Origin of the sequence: Streptomyces achromogenes (assembly GCF_030816715.1) — a bacterium.
GTDB classification, from domain to species: domain Bacteria; phylum Actinomycetota; class Actinomycetes; order Streptomycetales; family Streptomycetaceae; genus Streptomyces; species Streptomyces achromogenes_A.
Window position 1 is genome coordinate 5,481,367 of the sequence record NZ_JAUSYH010000001.1, and the last position, 20,068, is coordinate 5,501,434.

The following is a 20,068-nucleotide window of genomic DNA, read 5'->3' on the forward strand; positions in this document are numbered from 1 at the left end:
AGGTGAGGCGGCGCGGGGGTGACGTGACCCGCGGCGGGCGACGTGACGCATCGGTAAGGGGCGAACCCCGCCCCCACTGGTGACATCTTCGTCTTCACTGCGTACGCTCCTGAATATGGATATGCACACTGTGGTGGTGGGGACGTCCGGCGTGACCGCGTCCGACGTGGTCGCCGTGGCGCGCGACGGCGCCAGGATCGAGCTCTCCGCGGAGGCGGTGGCGGCCCTCGCCGCGGCCCGCGGCATCGTGGACGCGCTGGCGGCCAAGCCCGAGCCCGTCTACGGCGTCTCCACCGGTTTCGGCGCCCTCGCCACCCGGCACATCAGCCCGGAGCTGCGCGCTCAGCTGCAGCGCAACATCGTCCGCTCGCACGCCGCCGGCATGGGCCCGCGGGTGGAGCGCGAGGTCGTCCGGGCGCTGATGTTCCTGCGGCTGAAGACGGTCTGCTCCGGGCACACCGGCGTCCGGCCCGAGGTCGCGCAGACCATGGCCGACATCCTCAACGCCGGCATCACGCCGGTCGTGCACGAGTACGGCTCCCTCGGCTGCTCCGGCGACCTGGCCCCGCTCTCGCACTGCGCCCTCACCCTCATGGGCGAGGGTGACGCGGAGGGCCCGGACGGCGTCGTACGCCCCGCCGGCGAACTGCTCGCCGAGCACGGCATCGCCCCGGTCGAGCTGCGCGAGAAGGAGGGCCTGGCGCTCCTCAACGGCACCGACGGCATGCTCGGCATGCTGGTGATGGCCCTCGCCGACCTCGACATGCTCTACAAGTCCGCCGACGTCACGGCAGCGTTGTCGCTGGAGGCCCTGTTGGGCACCGACAAGGTGCTCGCCCCCGAGCTGCACGCCATCCGCCCGCACCCGGGGCAGGGCGCCTCGGCCGCCAACATGCTGGCGGTGCTGGCGGGTTCGGAACTCACCGGCCACCACCAGGACGACGCCCCGCGCGTCCAGGACGCCTACTCGGTGCGCTGCGCCCCGCAGGTCGCCGGCGCCGGCCGCGACACCATGGCGCACGCCCGTCTCGTCGCCGAGCGCGAGCTGGCCTCGGCCGTCGACAACCCGGTGGTGCTGCCCGACGGCAGGGTGGAGTCCAACGGCAACTTCCACGGCGCGCCGGTGGCCTACGTCCTGGACTTCCTCGCCATCGCCGTGGCCGACCTCGCCTCCATCGCCGAGCGGCGCACCGACCGGCTGCTGGACAAGAACCGCAGCCACGGCCTCCCGCCGTTCCTCGCGGACGACGCCGGCGTCGACTCCGGGCTGATGATCGCCCAGTACACGCAGGCCGCGCTGGTCAGCGAGCTGAAGCGGCTGGCCGTGCCGGCGTCCGCCGACTCGATCCCGTCCTCCGCGATGCAGGAGGACCACGTGTCGATGGGCTGGTCCGCGGCCCGCAAGCTGCGCACCGCCGTCGACAACCTCACCCGCGTGATCGCCGTCGAGCTGTACGCCGCCACGCGCGGTGTGGAGCTGCGCGAGGGGCTGACCCCGGCGCCGGCGACGCGCGCGGTCATCGCGGCGGTACGCGAGGCCGGCGTGCAGGGGCCCGGTCCGGACCGGTTCCTCGCCCCCGACCTCGCGGCGGCGGACGCCTTCGTGCGCGCCGGTGGGCTCGTCGCGGCGGTGGAGACGGTCACCGGACCGCTCAGGTGACACGAGCGGGGCCCCGCCGCACGGAGGGAGGTGCGGCGGGGCCCCGAAGTTCGCTCAGGCGAAGCGGAGTTACTTGAGCTTCGCGACCTGCGCGTCGATCACGGCCGCCGGAACGGTGCCCAGGTCGCCGCCCTTGGCCATCGCGGCGAAGTTCACCGTGTAGAACGTGGCGACGGTGTTGCCCTTGCGCACCACCTCGGCGTGGGCGGTGGCCTTGCCCTGACCGTCCATGTCGACTTCCTCGGTGAACGCCACCGTCTCGTCGCCCTTGCCGGACCCCTTCGCCGCGGCGATCTTGGTGATCTTCGTCTTCTCGCTGTCGGCCGTCAGGCCGAACCCGCCGGCGCAGGCCGCCACACCGTCGGAGACGGCCTTCATCGCCTTCTCGGCGCCGTCGCCCGCGTACGAGGAGAGACCGACGAACGTCATGTCGATGTCGAAGGCGTCCGCGAGGTCGGTCGGCTTGGCCGTGGCGGCGGACGTCTTGTCCTCGGCGACCGTGTTGCCGACGCTCGCGTCCGTGTCGCCCGGGGCCAGCGCGGCCGTGGCCCACGCGAGCGGGTCGCAGGCCGGCTTGTCGGTCTTCACCACGCTCTTGGAGGCCGGCAGGGTGTCGTCCCCCGAGTCGACCTTGTAGCCCTTGAGTTCACCCTGCGCGAGCAGCAGCTTCTCGAGCTCGGCCTTGGTGAGCGCCTTCGCGGCCGGATCCGAGGAGGCGGCGGCGGACGAGGAGGCGGACGTCTTGGGGTCCGCGGTGTCCTTCGACCCCTCGTCCGAACAGGCGGTGAGGAGGGAGAGCGACAGTGCGCCGATTGCGGCCGTGGCGCACAGCCGGGCCCCCGATGATCTCTTCATGAGCGAACTATGAAGAAGCTGTCAAGGGAGAGTCAAGTCAAATCAAAAACCCAGACGTTCCCGGCGAATGGAATAAACCACGAATCCCGCTCCCAGTGCGAGCAGGGTCGTCCCGCCGATCACATAGGGGGTGGTGTCGAAGCTTCCGGTGTCGGCGAGCCGGACGCCGTCGTCGGCCCCGGCTCCGGCCTCGGCCCCGGTTCGGGCCTCGGTTTCGGCCTCGCCGTCGGAGAGGGTCCGCGTGGCGTCGCGGTCCGTCGTCCGGTCGGCGGCCCGCGTCACCGCCCCGGTCGTGGTCGTCGACGCGGCCCGCGCCTGGGTCGTGACCTGTGTCGTCGTGACCGTTCTGACCGGGGCGTCCTGGGACGCGTTGGCGGACGGGACGAACCACAGGGCGCCCAGCAGGGTCCCCGCGGCGGTGGCGGTCAGCAACGGACGTCGAGCGGATGACACGGAATATCGATCCCCTTGTGGTGCTGGCGAATTGGCCGTGTCCCCCGATGCTAATGAAAGTCGCGGGTCGTGGGAAAGTTGCGGGAGCCGAGAGCCGTACGCTCCGGCCATGAGCGATGAGAAGACATCACGTTTTGTACGGGTTCGGGTGGACGTTCTCCTCGAGGTGCACGACGAGGACGCCGTGACCACGGCGGCGCTGCGGCGGCTCGCCGACGACCCGGAGGTCCCGGACGACGAGCGCGCGCACGCCGAGGCGGCTGTGACGGAAGACACCGCGGAGGCCCTCGCCTACCTCGTCGACCCCTTCGACCTGCTCGGAGAGGTGCCCGGGGTGGAGCTCCAGCAGGCCTCCTGGTCCAGTGAACGGGCCGACCACGACCCGGATTCGACGGAGTGGGACCTCGACGAGGACGATCTCGACGAGGATGACGGGGCGGACGGCGAAGAAGGCCGCATCGGTTGAGCGTTCCGGGAAACTCGTGACCCCGGACGGCAACCGCCGGCCGGGGTTTCGTCGTCTCAGCAGGCGCACGAACCGACACCCGCACCTTGCGCGCCGCGAACGTGGCGTGCCCCACACCTGCTGTGCAGGGGGAACGGGACGAACCGGTCGTAGCGTTGATGTTCTTGACGGGGACTCTCGGGGTTCAGGCAATCGGCGACGATGGAGAAGCGTGTGATGACGGACAGTAGGCGGCGCCGAGGTCTGATGACGGCGTCCGCACTGCTCGGCGGTGTTCTGGTGCTTTCCGCGTGTTCCGGCGGCGGCGACGGCGCCTCCGACGGCGGAGGCAGCTCCTCGCAGGCCAAAGCCGACGAGGCGGCCGCGAAGAAGTCCTCCGAGGCCCAGATCAAGATCACGCCGGCGGACGGTTCGGACAACGCCTCCATCAACAACTCCGCCGCCGTCACGGTGAGCAAGGGCACCCTCACCGCAGTGACGATGACCACCGCAGAGGGCGCAGCCGTCAAGGGCGCGCTCTCCGCGGACAAGACCAGCTGGAAGCCGGACGCGCAGCTCGAGCGCTCCACCACCTACAAGGTGGCGGCCGAGGCCAAGGACTCCAACGGCCTCGTGGCGCACGAGAACGCCTCGTTCACCACGGTCTCCCCGGCCAACAGCTTCATAGGCAACTTCACGCCCGAGGACGGCTCGACCGTCGGCGTGGGCATGCCCGTGTCGATCACCTTCAACAAGCAGATCACCGACAAGGCGGCCGTCCAGAAGGGCGTCACGGTCACCTCCACCAGCGGTCAGGAGGTCGCCTGTCACTGGTTCTCCACCCAGCGGATGGACTGCCGTCCCAAGGACTACTGGAAGGAGAACTCCACCGTCACGCTGAAGCTCGCGCTCGACGGTGTGGAGGGCGCCAAGGGCGTCATCGGCGTCCAGCAGAAGACGATCACCTTCAAGGTCGGCCGCAACCAGGTCTCCTACGTCGACGCCAAGACCAAGCAGATGAAGATCACGCACAACGGCACGGTCATCAAGACCATCCCGATCTCGGCCGGCTCGCCCGACAACAAGACGTACGAGGGCCAGATGGTGATGTCGGAGAAGTTCAAGGAGACGCGCATGAACGGCGCGACCGTGGGCTTCACCGACGACGACGGCAAGGGCGAGTACGACATCAAGGACGTGCCGCACGCCATCCGTCTCACCAACTCCGGCACCTTCGTGCACGGCAACTACTGGGGCGCGAAGTCCATCTTCGGCTCGGTGAACACCAGCCACGGCTGTGTGGGCCTGTCCGACACCAAGGGCGCCAACGACACCGGCACGGCCGGCTACTGGTTCTTCACCAACTCGATCGTCGGCGACGTCGTGGTGGTCAAGAACACCGGCGACAAGACCGTGGCCCCGGACAACGGCCTCAACGGCTGGAACATGGACTGGGAGCAGTGGAAGGCCGGTTCGGCCGCCTGAGCCGTCCGACCCGACCCCCGGTCTGTGCCGATCCACAGAACTCCCGATGCCGCCCCCAGGGGCGGCATCGGCGTTTCCGAGGTCCGGCACAGCCTTCTCATCGTTCTCTTATATCGGCCTTATGCCACCATCACGCGCCGTGCCTAGCTTGCGGCCATGTTCTTCACCTACCTGAGGCGCGAACTGCGCCGCCGCAGAAAAGCGGCACTCGTCGTCGCCTCCGGCCTCGCGCTCGGCATCGCGCTGGTCATCGTGGTCACCTCCGTGTCCGCCGGTATGGGGAAGGCCCAGGACAAGGTCCTGCAGTCCCTGTACGGCCTGGGCACGGACATGACGGTCACCAAGGCCGCCGCGCCCACCGCGAGCTCCTCGGACCGCCCGCGCTTCCGGTTCGACGCGCAGGACAACGACTCCGACGCGGAGCAGAGCACCGACCGCGTCATGGTCCAGGGCTTTGAGACCCTGTCGGCGGCGACGGTCGCCACGGTCGGCGAGCAGAGCGGGGTCGCCGACGCGGCCGGCGGGCTGAGCCTCCGGGTCATCAAGATCAACGGGCAGTTCACCCGTGGCCAGTTCCGGCAGGGCGAGAGCGGCGGCAGCGGCGGTGGCGGCCGGCAGCGCGGGGAGGCCGGAGGCAGCGCCCGGCCGCAGGGGGAAGTACAGGGCGGCGGCGCGGACTTCGACGTCGACAACTACTCCGTCTACGGCGCCGACGTCACCGAACCCGAACTCGGGCCGCTGACCTCCTCCACGATCAGCAGCGGCCGCACCTTCAAGACCTCCGAGACCGACGGCAAGGTCGCCGTCGTGGACTCGGCGTACGCCAAGGAGAAGTCGCTCAAGGTCGGCTCCACGCTCACCATCAGCGGCGTCACGTTCTCCGTCATCGGCATCGCCACGGCCGACAGCGGCGACGCCGCCGCCAACGTCTACATCCCGCTGGCCCAGGCTCAGACCCTCGCCGACGCGAAGAGCAAGGTCACGACGATCTACGTCAAGGCGACCGACTCGCAGAAGATCGGCAGCGTCAAGTCGACCATTCAGAAGAACGTCTCGGGGACGACGGTGACGACCTCCGCCGACCTCGCGGACACCGTCTCCGGCTCCCTCTCCACGGCCTCCTCGCTCGCCGCCGACGTCGGCAAGTGGCTGTCGATCGCGGTCCTGATCGCCGCCTTCCTGGTCGCCGGACTGCTCACCTCCTCGGCCGTCTCCCGCCGCGTGCGCGAGTTCGGCACCCTGAAGGCGCTGGGCTGGAAGTCCGGCCGGGTCACCCGGCAGGTCGTCGGCGAGGCCGTGGTCAACGGACTGCTGGGCGGCGCCCTCGGCATCGCGCTCGGCCTGGCAGGCGCCTACGCCGTGACCGCGATCAGCCCCACCCTCCAGGCCCAGCTGGGCGCCGGCGTCGGCGGCGGCCAGGGCGGCCCCGGCGGTGGCGGCTTCGGCCGCCGGGCGGCGGCCAGGACCCTCGACGTCGCGCTGACGGCTCCGGTGAGCGTCACGACGGTGGCCGTCGCGGTGGCGCTGGCCGTGGCCGGCGGCCTGATCGCGGGCGCGTTCGGCGGCTGGCGCGCCTCTCGGCTGCGCCCGGCGGACGCGCTGCGCCGCGTCGAATAGCCAACCCACCCACCAGCTCCAGGAGTTGTTGTCCCCATGTACGAACTCAGCGGCGTCACCAAGCGCTACACCCGGGGCCGGGAGACCGTCCACGCCCTCGACGGCGTCGACCTGACGGTCCCCGACGGCGACCGGCTCGTCATCCAGGGGCCCACGGGCGGCGGCAAGTCGACCTTGCTGCAGATGATCGGCGCGCTCGACCGGCCCAGCGAGGGCGAGATCGTCTTCGACGGCGTCGACCTGGCCAAACTCTCCGAGGCCCGGCTGACGAAGGTGCGCAGCGAGAACATCGGCTTCGTCTTCCAGTCCTTCAACCTGATCCCCACGCTCAACGCGCGGGAGAACGTCGAGACGGCCCTCGTCCCGCTCGGCGTGAAGGGCGGGGAGCGCCGCGAACGGGCCGCCGAGGCGCTGAAGTCGGTGGGCCTCGGCGAACGCCTCGGGCATCTGCCGTCCGAGATGTCGGGCGGTCAGCAGCAGCGCGTCGCCATCGCCCGCGCGCTCGTCAAGCAGCCGAAGGTGCTCCTCGCCGACGAACCGACCGGCAACCTCGACGAGGGGACGCGGGACGAGATCATGGACGTCCTGCACACCCTGTGGGAGGAGCACGGACTGACCTTCATCATGGTCACCCACGACTCCGCCATCGCGAAGAGGGCGCCGCGCGTCGCGACGATCCGCAAGGGCCGGATCTCGGTGAAGGAGAACGCGACCTCCGCCTGACACGCGTCGCCCCCCGCGCTGACACCGAGCACGCCGAACACCGAGCACGCCGAACACCGAGCACGCTGAGCGCTGAGCGAACGCCCGCCGGAAGAGCAGCCTCCGGCGGGCGGTTCGTGCTTGCGTGTCCCCATGACCGCAGCCGAGACAGCCACCCCATCCACCGGCCCCACCACGGTCGAGTACATCCGCTACCGCATCCCGCAGGAGCGGTCGGCGGAGTTCCTCGCCGCCTACACCCGGGGCGCCCGACAACTCGCGGCCTCCCCGCACTGCGTCGACTACGAACTCGCCCGCTGCGAGGAGGACTTCGAGCACTTCGTCCTGCGCATCACCTGGACGTCGACCGAGGACCATCTGGAGGGCTTCAGGACCTCGGACCTGTTCCCCGCCTTCCTCGCCGAGATCCGCCCCTATGTCGGGCACATCGACGAGATGCGCCACTACAAGGCCACCTCGGTGCACGGCTCCGGCTCCGCCGTGCCCACGCTGTACGAGTGGGCCGGCGGAGCGGAGGCCTTCACCCGGCTCACCGAGGTGTTCTACGCCAAGGTGCTCCAGGACGACCTCCTCGCCCCCGTCTTCGCCGGCCTCGCCCCGGAGCACGCCGAACACGTCGCGCTCTGGCTCGCGGAGGTCTTCGGCGGGCCCGATACCTACTCGGCGACCCAGGGCGGCCACGGTCACATGGTCGCCAAGCACTTCGGCCGCGACATCACCGAGCCCCAGCGCCGCCGGTGGGTCAACCTGATCCAGGACGCCGCCGACGAGGCCGGTCTGCCGACCGACGCCGAGTTCCGGTCCGCGTTCCTCGCCTATGTGGAGTGGGGCACGCGGCTCGCCGTCCACTTCTCCGGACCGGACGCCAAGCCGCCGGCCGAGCAGCCGGCGCCGAAGTGGGGATGGGGGGCGGCCCCGCCGTACCGGGGCTGAGCACGGCCGGCGGTCGGCGGCTCCGCGCCGGGAGGCGACGGCCCGGGGCGGGCGTCCGAAGGCTCGGCGCCCGGGGGCGGGCGTTCGGGGCGGAGGCGGTCAGGCGGACGGCGTCTGTGAGCCGGCCCCCGCCTTCCGCGCGTCGGCGCCCCAGCTCGCCAGCAGCCGCAGCGCCTCCGCCGACGCCGACCCGGGCTCCGCGTGGTACGTCACCAAGGTCTGCTCGCCGTCACCGGCCGGCCTGAACCCCTCGAAGTTCAGGCTGAGCTCGCCGACCAGCGGATGCCGCAGCCGCTTCACGCCGTGGCTCTTCTCCTTGACGTCGTGGGTCGCCCACAACCGCCGGAAGGCCTCGCTCTTCACCGACAGTTCGCCCACCAGCGCGGAGAGCCGCGGGTCGTCCGGATAGCAGCCCGCGTCCATCCGCAGCGCGCAGACGATGTCGATCGCCTTCTGCTCCCAGTCCACGAACAGGTCCTGGTAGTCGGGGCGCAGGAAGACGAGCCGCGCCCAGTTGCGCTCCGCCACCGGCAGCTCCGCCCAGTCGCCGAAGACCGCCGCGGCCATCCGGTTCCAGCACAGGATCTCCGCGCGCCGCCCGACCAGATACGCCGGCACCGAGTCCATCGTGTCCAGCAGCTGGCGCAGCGCGGACCGGACCTGCTGGGGCGGCCCGCTCTGCTTCTTCTTGTGCTTCGGCTTCGCGAGGTGGGTGAGGTGCGCGTGCTCGGCGTCCGTCAGCCGCAGGGCGCGGGCGATCGCGTCCAGCACCTCCGCCGACACGTTGCGGCCGTTGCCCTGCTCCAGACGCGTGTAGTACGCCACCGAGACCCCGGCCAACTGCGCCAGCTCCTCGCGCCGCAGCCCGGGCACCCTGCGGTGCCGTCCGAAGTCCGGCAGTCCCACGTCCTCCGGCTTCAGCCGGGCCCGCCGGGTGCGCAGGAACTCACTGAGCTCGGCACGCCGGTCCAGGGAGGCGCCGGGGGCTTCGGGGCGATCGTCCATGCCGTCCAGTATTCCCGGTCGTACGCCCACCAGCCTGACCCCGCCAGTGGTAGGCACGGCAGTCGTACGCAGAAGCGTGACCTGGGTGAACGCGGGGGAATGGGGGAACCTGTACGGCGTGCCCGGTCCGAAGGCAGGCCGGGACGAACCCCCTCGCTAGGAGAACCCCCGGCATGACCACCGTTGCCGCGTACGCCGCATCCGCCGCCAAGGCTCCGCTGGAGCGCACGACGATCGAACGCCGCCCGGTGCGCGAGTTCGACGTCCTGATCGACATCGAGTTCGCCGGCATCTGCCACTCCGACATCCACCAGGCCAGGGAGGGCTGGGGCGAGGCCATCTTCCCGATGGTGCCCGGCCACGAGATCGCGGGAGTCGTCTCCGAGGTGGGTCCCGGCGTCACGAAGTTCGCCGTCGGCGACCGCGTGGGCGTCGGCTGCCTCGTCGACTCCTGCCGGGAGTGCGACAACTGCAAGGCCGGCCTCGAGCAGTACTGCACCGGAGGCGGCGTCGGCACGTACAACGCCGTCGGCAAGGACGGCGAGCCCACCTACGGCGGCTACTCGCAGAAGATCGTCGTCGACGAGAACTACGTCCTGCGCATCCCCGACGGACTCAAGCTCGACGAGGCCGCACCGCTGCTCTGCGCGGGCATCACCACGTACTCCCCGCTCAGGCACTGGAACGCCGGTCCGGGCAAGAAGGTCGCGATCGTCGGCATGGGCGGCCTCGGCCACATGGGCGTGAAGATCGCACACGCGCTCGGCGCCGAGGTGACCGTCCTGTCGCAGTCGCTGCGCAAGAAGGACGACGGTCTGAAGCTGGGCGCCGACCACTACTACGCCACCAGCGACGAGAAGACCTTCGAGGACCTGCGCGGCACGTTCGACCTCATCCTCTCCACGGTCTCCGCCCCGCTGAACCTGGACGCCTACCTGTCCCTGCTGCGGACGGACGGCGCCTTCGTGAACGTCGGCGCGCCCGAGGAGCCGGTCGCGCTCAACCTGTTCTCGGTGATCGGCGGCCGCAAGACCCTCGCCGGCTCCGGCATCGGCGGCATCCAGGAGACCCAGGAGATGCTGGACTTCTGCGCCGAGCACGGCTTCGGCGCCGAGATCGAGCTGATCAGCGCCGCCGAGATCAACGAGGCGTACGAGCGGGTGCTCGCCAGCGACGTCCGCTACCGCTTCGTCATCGACGCCTCGACGATCTGACGGTCTTCGGGACGGCCCGCGCGGCCGCCTCGAGGGCGTACGCCGCTCGAGGATTTCAGAAAAAGGGGCCCCCGGCGCAGTCCGCCGGGGGCCCCTTCCCATCCCGGGGCCGCCGGGGAAGCCGCGGCTCGGGGCGGTCGGGCCGGGGCGGTGGGGCGAGCCGGGGCGTGCTGCCTCAGCCGCCGGTCCGGAGTCCCTGGAGTCCGTCGTAGGCGGCCATCAGGAGGTCGAGTCCCCGGGTGTCCTGCGCGGGTTCGCGCATCTGCTGCGTCACGTAGGCGACCACCATGCGGGCCTCGGGTTCGATCATGACGGTCGAGCCGCCCCAGCCGCCCCACCCGTACGTGCCGCCGAACCGCCCGTACCCCAGGCCCCAGCTGATCGGCATGCCGAGCCTGCGGTCCGCGCCGCTGAACTGCTCCTCCCACGCACGGTCACGGCCGGCCCGCGACAGCAGGCGCACCCCGCGGACCGAGCCCCCGCACGCCATCGCCGACTGGACGAGGGCGACCGAACGGGCGTTGCCGAAACCGCCGGCCGCCGGGATCTGCGCCCGGCGCCAGGCCACGCTGTTGCCGTCGCGCACCCGGAACGCGGTCGGAGCGGGAGTCGGCGCCGCGTCCGGGTCGGCCGCCGACCCCGGGGCGTCCGTCGCCGCGTCGCCGGCGGCCGCGCCCGCCGTGTAGTCCTCGTCCCGGGACGGCGGCGGCACCGTCAGGGCCACCCGGTGGTCGTGTTCGGCCGGCAGCCCGATGTGGAAGTCCGCGCCCAGCGGGCCGGCGATCTCGTCGGCGAAGAAGTCGCCCGGCATCCGGCCGGTGATCCGGCGTACGACCTCGCCCACCAGGAACCCCTGGGTGAGCGAGTGGTACCCGGCCGCGCTGCCCGGCTCCCACTGCGGAGCCTGCGCGGCCAGTCGGGCCGTCGCGGCCGGCCAGTCGTAGAGCTCGTCGAGGGGGCCGACCCAGTCCGGCAGCCCCGCCGTGTGCGCGAGCACATGCCGTACGAGCACCGACTCCTTGCCCGCCGCGGCGAACTCCGGCCAGTAGCGGGCGACCGGCGCGTCCAGGTCGAGCTCGCCGCGGTCGGCCAGCACCAGCGCGCACAGCGCCGTCATGGTCTTCGTGACGGAGTAGACGTTGACGAGGGTGTCCCGCTGCCACGGCACCTCGCGAGCCGCGTCGGCGTATCCGCCCCAGACGTCCACCACCGGCTCACCGTCCACGAAGACGGCCACCGAGCCGCCCGCGTCGCCCTCGTCCAGGAGTGCGGCCAAGGCGGTGGGCACCGCGGTGAACAGATCGTCGTACGAGCCCTGAAGGTCAGCCATGCCTGCCATTCAGCCCCCGCCGAACCGCCCCGGGCAACCGAAATACCGCCCGGCCGGCCAGGCCCGCCGCGCCGGTCGGACGTCACGGCCCGGTGCCGCCCGCGCCGCCAGCCGGGGACTTCGTCAGCGGGGGAGGGGTCTCCTGGGGGCCCATGTCGAGGCGGAACGGCGGATACACGTCGGTCATCAGCGCCGCGTAGGCGGCCACCCGCGCGACCCAGCGGGCCAGCCCGATCAGGAGGTCGAAGAGGTGGACCGGGTAACGGCCGGTGAAGGCCAGGATGATCACGGCGACCAGCGACAGGAAGTAGACCAGACCGCCGCCGTGCGGGCGGTCGGAGTCGCCCCAGCCCCATCCCCAGTCGCCGACGAACATCCCCACGACGATGTACTGCGGGATCACCAGCAGCCACCACTTCACCAGGACCAGGCCACGGGACAGGCGTTCGGGGTAGGCGACGTCGAGGTGCGCCGGGTAGTCGGCCACGTCGGCTAGGGTGAACGGCGGATACCGGTCGGTGCCGAGCGCGGTGTGGGCGTAGTAGCCGACACGCCAGTTCCAGCGCAGGACGCCCACGTTGAAGTCGAAGAGCGACCGCGGATACCGGCCGGTGAACAGGATGGCGAAGAACGCCACGACGGTCACGAAGAAGAACGCGATCCACAGGAAGAACAGCACGATGTAGTGCGGGACGGCGAGAAGCCACTTCACCAGCCACAGCCATCTGGACAGCCGGGGGTCGAGGAACGCCTCGAGCCGTACGGGTGACCCGGCGACCGGATTCATGTCGATCAGCTCCTCTCGAGCGCCCCCGCCGCGGCGACCACCGTCCTCGTCCCCACCCGGACGGGCGGGCGGAAAGACGGTTTCCTGATCATGAATTCAGGCTCGCACAGGAACAGACAGGCTGCGACCGGGCCGATCCGACGACCACCCACTCAGGGGTGTCCCGGCGACGGTCAGTGCGGCATGGTCGCCGGGCTGCCGCCGTTCGCCTCGTAGCCCGCCACCGCCAGCGCTCGGTAGACCGCGAACTCGGCCGCCGGGTCCGGGGAGAGCGTCCAGGGGAGGGCGCCGACGTGGCCGTCCACGTGGACCAGCTGGCTCATCGCCTCCGACCAGCGCTCGGAGCGGACCAGGAAGAAGATCAGCAGATGGCGGACATGCGCCAGCATCGGGTCGTCGGGCCGGGCCGCGTGCACCGCGAACAGCGCGCCGTGCACCGCCTTCGTCACGACCTCGCTCTGGTAGAAGCTCCTGACCAGGTTGACCTCGGGAAGGTGCTCGAAGACCGCGAAGAGGGGCATCGCCGCGAGCAGGGAACCCCGCGGGGCTCTCGCCGCCGCGGCCTCCGCGAAGTCGTACGCCAGCTCGCGCGAACCGTGCCACTTCTCGCACCAGTAGTGCAGGGCCGCGAGATGCGCCCCCATGTGCGCCGGGGCGCGGTCCAGGATCTTCAGCCAGAGCTGCTCGAACTCGGCCTGCGAGTACTTCATGCCGCGGGCCACCGACAACTCGACGATGTACGGGATCGGGTCACCGGGGGCCAGCAGCGCCGCCTGCCCGCAGGTGTCCTTCGCCTCCTCCATGATGATCCGGAAGTCGTCGGTGCCCGGCGTCGACGTGCGCCATGCCTGCTGGACCAGGAACTCGGCGTGCACCGCCGCCCCGCCCGGGTCCTTCGGCGCCTCCGTGCGCCACACCCGCAGCCACTGCCCGCCCGGCGCCTCGGAGACCCCGCCCGGCCGCTGCTGCAGCTCCAGCGCCGCCGCGCCCGCGAAGGCCTGGACGCGCTGCCAGCGCAACTCGCCCTCCGTCTCGGTGCCGGCCAGCAGCTGCTGCGCGGCCCGGTAGTCCTGTGTGCGCTGCACCACGTCCAGCACGTTCAGCAGGTCCTGGTCGGGTCCGGGCATCCGGATGTCCAGCTCCTCCGTGGCCATGAAGCCGTACGTCGCCGGGTCCGCGGCGTCCGGATGATCTGCCGGGACCAGCCCGACCAGGCCGCGCCTGCGCCGCAGCAGCGCCTGCAGCACGAAGCCGATCATGATGACGGCCGTCAGGACCCACAGAATCTCCATGCCACAAGCGAACCAGACCGCGCCGACAATTGGCCAACCCGCCCCCATGCCTGTGGAGAAACGTCCCTGCCGACCGGTGCCCCGGACCGGTGGCCCGCTGTCCCCGGCGGCCGGGCGGCCGGGGTTCGGTGACGGCGCAGCCGAGCCTCGGTCGCGGCCGCTGTACGGCACCGGGCCCGCGAGCGGACTACGCTCGGGGCCCATGAGCGACAGGCACATCAGTCAGCACTTCGAGACCCTCGCGATCCACGCGGGCAACACCGCGGACCCCCTCACCGGCGCGGTCGTCCCGCCGATCTACCAGGTCTCGACCTACAAGCAGGACGGCGTCGGCGGTCTGCGCGGCGGCTACGAGTACAGCCGCAGCGCCAACCCGACCAGGACCGCCCTCGAGGAGAACCTCGCCGCCCTCGAAGGCGGCCGCCGGGGCCTCGCGTTCGCTTCCGGACTGGCGGCCGAGGACTGCCTGTTGCGTACGCTGCTCAGCCCCGGCGACCACGTGGTCATCCCCAACGACGCCTACGGCGGCACGTTCCGGCTGTTCGCCAAGGTCGTCGCCCGCTGGGGCGTGGAATGGTCCGTCGCCGACACCGGCGACGCCGCCGCCGTCCGGGCCGCCATCACGCCGAAGACCAAGGCCGTGTGGGTGGAGACCCCCTCCAACCCGCTGCTCGGCATCACCGACATCGCCGCGGTGGCCCAGGTCGCCCGTGAGGCCGGCGCCCGTCTCGTCGTCGACAACACCTTCGCCACGCCGTACCTGCAGCAGCCGCTGTCGCTCGGCGCGGACGTCGTCGTGCACTCCCTGACCAAGTACATGGGCGGCCACTCGGACGTCGTCGGCGGCGCGCTGATCACCGACGACGCGGAGCTCGGCGAGGAACTGGCGTACCACCAGAACGCGATGGGCGCGGTGGCCGGCCCCTTCGACTCCTGGCTGGTGCTGCGCGGCACGAAGACGCTGTCGGTGCGCATGGACCGGCACAGCGAGAACGCCACCAGGATCGCCGACATGCTGACCCGCCACGCGCGCGTGACGAGCGTGCTGTACCCGGGCCTGCCGGAGCACCCCGGTCACGAGGTCGCGGCCAAGCAGATGCGGGCCTTCGGCGGCATGGTCTCCTTCCGGGTCGCCGGCGGCGAGGAGGCGGCCGTCGAGGTCTGCAACCGCGCAGAGGTGTTCACCCTCGGCGAGTCGCTGGGCGGCGTCGAGTCCCTCATCGAGCACCCGGGCCGGATGACGCACGCGTCCGTGGTCGGCTCCGCCCTCGAGGTGCCCGGCGACCTCGTCCGGCTCTCCGTCGGCATCGAGAACGTCGACGACCTCCTCGAGGACCTGCAGCAGGCCCTCGGATAGTCGTCCCGTGCGGGTCGTCACCAGTCGGTGAGCGGTGGGGTCGTCTGCGACGGCGGCTCCACCCACGGCTCGACGACCGCCGCCCAGACGAGGAACGCCACGGTCGCCGCGCACAGGAGCAGCCACAGCAGCCGCAGGGCCAGCGTCCGCCGGCGCAGCAGCCGGCTGCCCCGGCGTACGACGTCCGGGTAGAGCTCCGCCGGCAGGGCCGGCGGCGTCCGCTCCATCATCTGCCGGACGGCGGCCTCCCGGGCGGCCCGGTTCACGACGCCGCCGCCTTGGCCCGGCGCACCGCGGGGGCGGGATCGCGCGGTGGGTGCAGCAGCGTCGTCGTCGCCCGTTCACAGACCGCGCGGACCCGGTCCTCGGGCAGCCCCAGCAGCGCTCCCACCTGTTCCTCGGCGACGCCCTCGTACAGCCTCAGGACGAGGACGAGGCGCTGCCGCGGGGTGAGGCGGGCCAGAGCGCCGACGGCCGGACGCGGGCGGACACGGCCGAAGGGCAGCGTGCCGTACCGGTGCCAGGCGCCGTGCGCGAAGCGGGCCGCGAGGTGCTCACGGGCGTGGTCGTAGGGGTCCTCACCGCGCAGCCGGTCCCAGCACGCGTACGTGTGCGCGAGAGCCAGGGTCAGCAGACGACGCGCGCGCGGGTTGTCGTCCGGGGCCTCCGCGGTGAGCAGCGTGGCGGTGTGCAGCAGCCGCCCGCCCGCTCCGGCGACGAACGCCTCGAACTCCCGGTTCCTGCGGTGTTCCTGGGTCGTACGCCTCTCTCGCACACCGAGCCTCCCGCCTGACGGCGTCCCCTGGACGGCCATCTGCCCCGGTCTCATCTGAGGCCAGGGGCAGGGCGCCGGTCAAGAGCCGCGCACGCTCGCCGGAAAGTCGTCCCCGCGCGCGTGCGGCGGGGGTCAGGAGGCGGCCGGCGACTGCTCCGCGCCCGGGACGCCCGCGGAGGCCATCCGGGAGGACAGCGCGGTGTTGAAGCGTGTGAGGAGCGCGCAGAACGCCTCGCGCTCCTCCGGCGCCCAGTCGTCCGTCAGTTCGGCCATCAACTGCCGTCGGGAGGACCGCACTTCCTCGAGGCGCGAGGCCCCGCGCGGGGACAGCTGGAGCACCACGGCCCGCCCGTCCTCCGGGTGCGAGGTCCGCTTGACCAGGCCGGTGTCGACGAGCGGCGCCACCTGCCGGGTGACCGTCGAGGAGTCGATCCCCATGCTCGCGGCGAGCGCCTTGACGCCCATCGGACCTTCGTTGTCGAGACGGTTGAGCAGCAGGTATGCGGCGCGGTCCATGGAGTTGCGCACCTGTCCGACGCCGCCGAGCCGGGTCTGTTCGGCCCGGCGCGCGAACACCGCGACCTCGTGCTGCAGCGTGTCGAGAAGACCGGTGTCACCGACGGTCGTCATGTCCATCGACATTTCAGGTGTTGTGGGCATGGCCGGGGGCTCACTTCATGAAGGGGCTGCTGGAATGGGGGACAGAGTACGCGGCTGGAAGGCGGGTCGTACCGGCGCTGCGGAAACCGGTCTCGGAGGTTGGTCACAGCGGTCGTTCCCGCCTGTGAACTGCGATGCTGGTGTCATGAGCTACAGCCCGGCTGACTCCTTGCGCGCCGTCACCCTCGACGACGTGCGCGGCGCGCGGAAGATGCTGTCCGGCGTGGCCCGGACGACCGCGATGGAGGGCAGCAGGCACCTGTCCCAGCTCGTCGGGGCACCGGTGCACCTCAAGTGCGAGAACCTCCAGCGGACGGGCTCGTTCAAGCTGCGCGGCGCCTACGTCCGGATCGCCGGGCTGCTGCCCGAGGAGCGGGCCGCCGGGGTCGTCGCGGCGAGCGCGGGCAATCACGCGCAGGGCGTGGCGCTGGCGTCGACACTGCTGGGCGTGCGGTCCACGGTGTTCATGCCCCGGGGTGCGCCGCTGCCGAAGATCAGCGCGACCCGGGAGTACGGCGCGGAGGTGCGGTTGCACGGTCAGGTGGTCGACGAGACGCTGGCGGCGGCGCAGGAGTACGCGGCCGCGACGGGCGCGGTGTTCATCCACCCCTTCGACCACCCCGACGTCATCGCCGGGCAGGGCACGGTCGGCCTGGAGATCCTGGAGCAGTGCCCGCAGGTGCGCACGATCGTCGTGGGGATCGGCGGCGGGGGGCTGGCGGCGGGCATCGCGGTCGCGGTGAAGGCGCTGCGGCCGGACGTGCGGATCGTCGGCGTGCAGGCGGCGGGCGCGGCGGCGTACCCGGCCTCGCTGGCGGCCGGACGGCCGGTGTCGATCGACAACCCCACGACGATGGCCGACGGCATCAGGGTCGGCCGGCCCGGTGACGTGCCGTTCGGCATCGTCGGCGACCTGGTGGACGAGGTGCGCACGGTGTCGGAGGGCGAGCTGTCCGCCGCGTTGCTGCTGTGTCTGGAGCGGGCCAAGCTGGTGGTCGAGCCGGCCGGGGCGAGTCCGGTGGCCGCGTTGCTGAGTGAGCCGGACGCCTTCGAGGGGCCGGTCGTCGCGGTGCTGTCCGGCGGCAACGTCGACCCCGTGCTGATGGAGCGGGTGCTGCGGCACGGCATGGCGGCGCAGGGCCGCTACCTGGCTGTTCGTCTGCGGCTGACGGACCGGCCGGGCGCCCTCGCCGCGATGCTCGGGGCGTTGTCGGCCGTCGACGCCAATGTGCTCGACGTGGGCCATGTGCGGACCGATCCGCGGCTCGGGCTGACCGAGGCGGAGGTCGAGGTGCACCTGGAGACGAAGGGGCCGGCGCACTGCTCCGAGGTCGGCCGAGCTCTGCGCGAGGCCGGATACACCGTCATCGACTGAAGCGCCGGAAAGGACCGCCCGGGCGGCTCGGGAGCCTGCGGCGGTCGCCTTCCCGGGCCCGTGGCGATCGTCCGAGGGCGGCCGCGGCGGGTGTCGGCGCAGGTCGGGACGGTCTGCGTCACCCATACGTGTAAGTCCGTTGTGAGACGCGATACATCGCGTTATGGTCGGTGTCGCGCCACCTGCTCGTGTTCCCGGCGGCAGGATGAAAGGTGCGATCCCGGAATTCCCTGAGGATTACCGGAGGATTCCCGCACGAAGTATCCCCAACGACGTGGAGACCCATATGCCAGGCGCCATCTACGCCGAAGGCCTGGTGAAGACCTTCGGCGACGTCAAGGCTCTGGACGGCGTCGACCTCGACGTCCCCGAGGGCACGGTCCTCGGGCTGCTCGGGCCGAACGGCGCGGGCAAGACCACGACGGTCCGATGTCTGACCACCCTGCTGCGCCCCGACAGCGGCCGGGCCGTCGTCGCCGGCCTCGACGTGCTCGGGCATCCCAACGAGGTGCGCCGCTCGATCGGCCTGTCCGGCCAGTTCGCCGCGGTGGACGAGTACCTCACCGGCCGCGAGAACCTGCAGATGGTAGGGCAGCTGTACCAGATGAGGGCCGGTGCGGCGAAGGCCCGGGCCGCCGAGCTCCTCGAGCAGTTCGACCTCGCGGACGCCGCCGACCGCACCGCCAAGACCTACTCCGGAGGCATGCGCCGCCGCCTCGACCTGGCCGCCGCGCTGGTGGTCTCCCCGCCCGTGATGTTCATGGACGAGCCGACGACCGGCCTCGACCCCCGCAACCGGCAGTTGCTGTGGGAGGTCATCAGACGCCTGGTCTCCGGCGGCACCACGCTGCTGCTGACCACCCAGTACCTCGAAGAGGCCGACCACCTCGCGCACGACATCGCGGTCGTCGACCACGGCCGTGTCATCGCCCGCGGCACCTCCGACGAGCTCAAGGCCCGCACCGGCGGGGAGCGCGTGGAGGTCGTCGTGCACGACCGCGGGCACATCGCCGCGGCGCAGGAGGTGCTGGCCGGCTTCGGCAAGGGTGACACCACCGTCGAGCAGCACACCCGCAAACTCACCGTGCCCGTGACCGGTGGCGCGAAGCTTCTCGCCGAGGTCATCCGCGAGCTCGACGCCCGCGGCATCGAGATCGACGACATCGGCCTGCGCCGCCCCACCCTCGACGACGTCTTCCTGTCCCTGACCGGGCACGTGGCCGAGGAGAAGGCGGAAGGCGGCGACGACACCGGACAGAGCAAGGAGCCGCTGAAGTGAGTGCCGTGAACGACTCCCTGGTCATCGCCCGCAGAAACCTGATCCGCATGAGTCGGATCCCCGAGATGATCATTTTTGGACTGGTCCAGCCGATCATGTTCGTGGTCCTGTTCACGTACGTCTTCGGCGGCTCCATGAACATCGGCGGCTCCACCGACCCGGACGTCTACAAGAACTTCCTGATGGCCGGCATCTTCGCGCAGACCGTCACCTTCGCGACCGCCGGAGCCGGCGCGGGCATCGCCGACGACATGCACAAGGGCTTGATCGACCGCTTCCGCTCCCTGCCCATGGCGCGTGGCGCGGTGCTCACCGGCCGGACCATCGCCGACCTCGTCCAGACCGCGCTGACCCTGCTCGTCCTGGCCGTCGTCGCGCTCCTGGTGGGCTGGCGTCCCGGTTTCGCGGAGCCCACCGACTTCGGCAAGGTCATGGCCGGCTTCGGTCTGCTGCTGCTCCTCGGTTACGCCTTCACCTGGATCGGCGCCCTGATCGGCCTGTCGGTCCGCACTCCCGAGGCGGCCACCTCCGGCGGCCTGATCTGGCTCTTCCCGGTGACCTTCATCTCCAACGCGTTCGTGGACTCCGCGCAGATGGCGTCCTGGCTGCAGCCGATCGCCGAGTGGAACCCGTTCAGCGCGACCGTCCAGGCGTGCCGCACGCTCTTCGGCGATCCGGGCGTCTCGACGTCGGACGCGTGGCCGATGGCCCACCCCGTGTGGGCCTCGATCGTCTACTCGGTCCTGATCATCGTGCTGTTCAGAACGCTGGCCGTCCGCAAGTACCGCTCGGCCACCGCGTGACGGCCGGCCGCGGCGGCCGA

At 71.4% G+C, this 20,068-nt stretch carries 20 protein-coding genes; 11 read left to right on the plus strand and 9 right to left on the minus strand.

Annotation, left to right across the window (positions count from 1 at the left end; all coding sequences use genetic code 11):
• Window positions 1–121: 121 nt before the first annotated feature.
• The gene (hutH, locus tag QF032_RS24775; RefSeq protein WP_306955958.1) at window positions 122–1,660 is read left to right on the plus strand and encodes a histidine ammonia-lyase; all 1,539 of its coding nucleotides are present in this window, start codon (window positions 122–124) and stop codon (window positions 1,658–1,660) included.
• Between the two features lie 69 nt (window positions 1,661–1,729).
• Here hutH and QF032_RS24780 read toward each other — a convergent pair whose 3' ends face one another.
• Together QF032_RS24780 and QF032_RS24785 are read right to left on the minus strand one after the other, a co-directional pair.
• Window positions 1,730–2,515, minus strand: a complete 786-nt coding sequence (locus tag QF032_RS24780; protein ID WP_307057523.1) for a hypothetical protein — start codon at window positions 2,513–2,515, stop codon at window positions 1,730–1,732.
• Window positions 2,516–2,557: 42 nt separating this feature from the next.
• The gene (locus QF032_RS24785) at window positions 2,558–2,968 is read right to left on the minus strand and encodes an LPXTG cell wall anchor domain-containing protein (protein WP_307057526.1); all 411 of its coding nucleotides are present in this window, start codon (window positions 2,966–2,968) and stop codon (window positions 2,558–2,560) included.
• A 109-nt stretch (window positions 2,969–3,077) separates the two neighbouring features.
• Here QF032_RS24785 and QF032_RS24790 point away from each other — a divergent pair, with 109 nt between their 5' ends.
• The 5 genes from QF032_RS24790 (at window position 3,078) to QF032_RS24810 (ending at window position 8,171) form a co-directional block, all read left to right on the plus strand.
• Window positions 3,078–3,434, plus strand: a complete 357-nt coding sequence (locus QF032_RS24790) for a hypothetical protein (RefSeq protein WP_307045469.1) — start codon at window positions 3,078–3,080, stop codon at window positions 3,432–3,434.
• Between the two features lie 216 nt (window positions 3,435–3,650).
• Complete coding sequence (locus QF032_RS24795; RefSeq protein ID WP_307057528.1) at window positions 3,651–4,898, plus strand: L,D-transpeptidase; 1,248 nt, start codon at window positions 3,651–3,653, stop codon at window positions 4,896–4,898.
• 156 nt (window positions 4,899–5,054) lie between these two features.
• Window positions 5,055–6,515: an ABC transporter permease gene (locus QF032_RS24800; RefSeq protein WP_307057530.1), complete on the plus strand. Its 1,461-nt coding sequence runs from the start codon at window positions 5,055–5,057 to the stop codon at window positions 6,513–6,515.
• 36 nt (window positions 6,516–6,551) lie between these two features.
• Window positions 6,552–7,238 (plus strand): ABC transporter ATP-binding protein, encoded by a 687-nt coding sequence (locus tag QF032_RS24805; protein ID WP_307057532.1) that lies wholly within the window; start codon window positions 6,552–6,554, stop codon window positions 7,236–7,238.
• 132 nt (window positions 7,239–7,370) lie between these two features.
• Window positions 7,371–8,171 (plus strand): group II truncated hemoglobin, encoded by an 801-nt coding sequence (locus QF032_RS24810; protein WP_307045476.1) that lies wholly within the window; start codon window positions 7,371–7,373, stop codon window positions 8,169–8,171.
• 99 nt (window positions 8,172–8,270) lie between these two features.
• On the opposite strand, the gene QF032_RS24815 is transcribed toward QF032_RS24810, so the two are convergent.
• On the minus strand, window positions 8,271–9,176 hold the full coding sequence (locus QF032_RS24815) for a helix-turn-helix domain-containing protein (RefSeq protein WP_306949593.1): 906 nt from the start codon (window positions 9,174–9,176) through the stop codon (window positions 8,271–8,273).
• A gap of 173 nt (window positions 9,177–9,349) precedes the next feature.
• Here QF032_RS24815 and QF032_RS24820 point away from each other — a divergent pair, with 173 nt between their 5' ends.
• Entirely contained in the window at window positions 9,350–10,390 is a 1,041-nt protein-coding gene (locus QF032_RS24820; protein ID WP_307045481.1) for an NAD(P)-dependent alcohol dehydrogenase, read from the plus strand.
• A gap of 175 nt (window positions 10,391–10,565) precedes the next feature.
• Here the strand turns inward: QF032_RS24820 and QF032_RS24825 are convergent, their stop codons facing one another.
• From QF032_RS24825 to QF032_RS24835, 3 genes are all read right to left on the minus strand, one after another.
• Window positions 10,566–11,720, minus strand: coding sequence for a serine hydrolase domain-containing protein (locus tag QF032_RS24825; RefSeq protein WP_307057534.1), 1,155 nt, complete (start codon window positions 11,718–11,720; stop codon window positions 10,566–10,568).
• A gap of 82 nt (window positions 11,721–11,802) precedes the next feature.
• Complete coding sequence (locus tag QF032_RS24830; RefSeq protein WP_307045485.1) at window positions 11,803–12,507, minus strand: DUF4389 domain-containing protein; 705 nt, start codon at window positions 12,505–12,507, stop codon at window positions 11,803–11,805.
• A 173-nt stretch (window positions 12,508–12,680) separates the two neighbouring features.
• Entirely contained in the window at window positions 12,681–13,799 is a 1,119-nt protein-coding gene (locus QF032_RS24835) for a hypothetical protein (protein ID WP_306949589.1), read from the minus strand.
• A 202-nt stretch (window positions 13,800–14,001) separates the two neighbouring features.
• Between QF032_RS24835 and QF032_RS24840 the strand changes: the two genes are divergently transcribed.
• Window positions 14,002–15,156, plus strand: a complete 1,155-nt coding sequence (locus QF032_RS24840) for a cystathionine gamma-synthase (RefSeq protein ID WP_307045488.1) — start codon at window positions 14,002–14,004, stop codon at window positions 15,154–15,156.
• Window positions 15,157–15,173: 17 nt separating this feature from the next.
• Here the strand turns inward: QF032_RS24840 and QF032_RS24845 are convergent, their stop codons facing one another.
• The 3 genes from QF032_RS24845 to QF032_RS24855 all read right to left on the minus strand — a co-directional run bounded on the left by QF032_RS24845 (window position 15,174) and on the right by QF032_RS24855 (window position 16,573).
• Complete coding sequence (locus QF032_RS24845; RefSeq protein WP_307045490.1) at window positions 15,174–15,422, minus strand: hypothetical protein; 249 nt, start codon at window positions 15,420–15,422, stop codon at window positions 15,174–15,176.
• The gene (locus QF032_RS24850) at window positions 15,419–15,931 is read right to left on the minus strand and encodes a sigma factor-like helix-turn-helix DNA-binding protein (RefSeq protein ID WP_307045493.1); all 513 of its coding nucleotides are present in this window, start codon (window positions 15,929–15,931) and stop codon (window positions 15,419–15,421) included. Before QF032_RS24850 ends, QF032_RS24845 begins: the two co-directional genes overlap by 4 nt.
• Window positions 15,932–16,063: 132 nt before the next feature.
• Window positions 16,064–16,573 (minus strand): MarR family winged helix-turn-helix transcriptional regulator, encoded by a 510-nt coding sequence (locus QF032_RS24855; protein ID WP_306949585.1) that lies wholly within the window; start codon window positions 16,571–16,573, stop codon window positions 16,064–16,066.
• Between the two features lie 163 nt (window positions 16,574–16,736).
• On the opposite strand from QF032_RS24855, the gene ilvA reads away from it, so the two are divergent.
• The 3 genes from ilvA to QF032_RS24870 all read left to right on the plus strand — a co-directional run bounded on the left by ilvA (window position 16,737) and on the right by QF032_RS24870 (window position 20,048).
• Window positions 16,737–17,966 carry a threonine ammonia-lyase gene (gene ilvA, locus QF032_RS24860; RefSeq protein WP_307057536.1) on the plus strand — a complete coding sequence of 410 codons (1,230 nt, stop codon included), beginning with the start codon at window positions 16,737–16,739 and terminating at the stop codon, window positions 17,964–17,966.
• Between the two features lie 286 nt (window positions 17,967–18,252).
• Window positions 18,253–19,245: an ATP-binding cassette domain-containing protein gene (locus tag QF032_RS24865; RefSeq protein WP_307057538.1), complete on the plus strand. Its 993-nt coding sequence runs from the start codon at window positions 18,253–18,255 to the stop codon at window positions 19,243–19,245.
• Window positions 19,242–20,048, plus strand: coding sequence for an ABC transporter permease (locus QF032_RS24870; RefSeq protein ID WP_306949582.1), 807 nt, complete (start codon window positions 19,242–19,244; stop codon window positions 20,046–20,048). The genes QF032_RS24865 and QF032_RS24870 overlap by 4 nt, the downstream gene beginning before the upstream one ends.
• Window positions 20,049–20,068: the final 20 nt, after the last annotated feature.

Bases quoted from the DNA above. Each gene is read 5' to 3' on its own strand.
- QF032_RS24855 (WP_306949585.1), bottom strand. From the start codon at position 16,573: ATGTCGATGGACATGACGACCGTCGGTGACACCGGTCTTCTCGACACG.
- QF032_RS24780 (WP_307057523.1), bottom strand. From the start codon at position 2,515: ATGAAGAGATCATCGGGGGCCCGGCTGTGCGCCACGGCCGCAATCGGC.
- QF032_RS24805 (WP_307057532.1), top strand. From the start codon at position 6,552: ATGTACGAACTCAGCGGCGTCACCAAGCGCTACACCCGGGGCCGGGAG.
- QF032_RS24820 (WP_307045481.1), top strand. From the start codon at position 9,350: ATGACCACCGTTGCCGCGTACGCCGCATCCGCCGCCAAGGCTCCGCTG.
- hutH (WP_306955958.1), top strand. From the start codon at position 122: ATGCACACTGTGGTGGTGGGGACGTCCGGCGTGACCGCGTCCGACGTG.
- ilvA (WP_307057536.1), top strand. From the start codon at position 16,737: ATGAGCTACAGCCCGGCTGACTCCTTGCGCGCCGTCACCCTCGACGAC.
- QF032_RS24835 (WP_306949589.1), bottom strand. From the start codon at position 13,799: ATGGAGATTCTGTGGGTCCTGACGGCCGTCATCATGATCGGCTTCGTG.
- QF032_RS24800 (WP_307057530.1), top strand. From the start codon at position 5,055: ATGTTCTTCACCTACCTGAGGCGCGAACTGCGCCGCCGCAGAAAAGCG.
- QF032_RS24840 (WP_307045488.1), top strand. From the start codon at position 14,002: ATGAGCGACAGGCACATCAGTCAGCACTTCGAGACCCTCGCGATCCAC.
- QF032_RS24865 (WP_307057538.1), top strand. From the start codon at position 18,253: ATGCCAGGCGCCATCTACGCCGAAGGCCTGGTGAAGACCTTCGGCGAC.
- QF032_RS24810 (WP_307045476.1), top strand. From the start codon at position 7,371: ATGACCGCAGCCGAGACAGCCACCCCATCCACCGGCCCCACCACGGTC.
- QF032_RS24825 (WP_307057534.1), bottom strand. From the start codon at position 11,720: ATGGCTGACCTTCAGGGCTCGTACGACGATCTGTTCACCGCGGTGCCC.
- QF032_RS24830 (WP_307045485.1), bottom strand. From the start codon at position 12,507: ATGAATCCGGTCGCCGGGTCACCCGTACGGCTCGAGGCGTTCCTCGAC.
- QF032_RS24815 (WP_306949593.1), bottom strand. From the start codon at position 9,176: ATGGACGATCGCCCCGAAGCCCCCGGCGCCTCCCTGGACCGGCGTGCC.
- QF032_RS24795 (WP_307057528.1), top strand. From the start codon at position 3,651: ATGACGGACAGTAGGCGGCGCCGAGGTCTGATGACGGCGTCCGCACTG.
- QF032_RS24790 (WP_307045469.1), top strand. From the start codon at position 3,078: ATGAGCGATGAGAAGACATCACGTTTTGTACGGGTTCGGGTGGACGTT.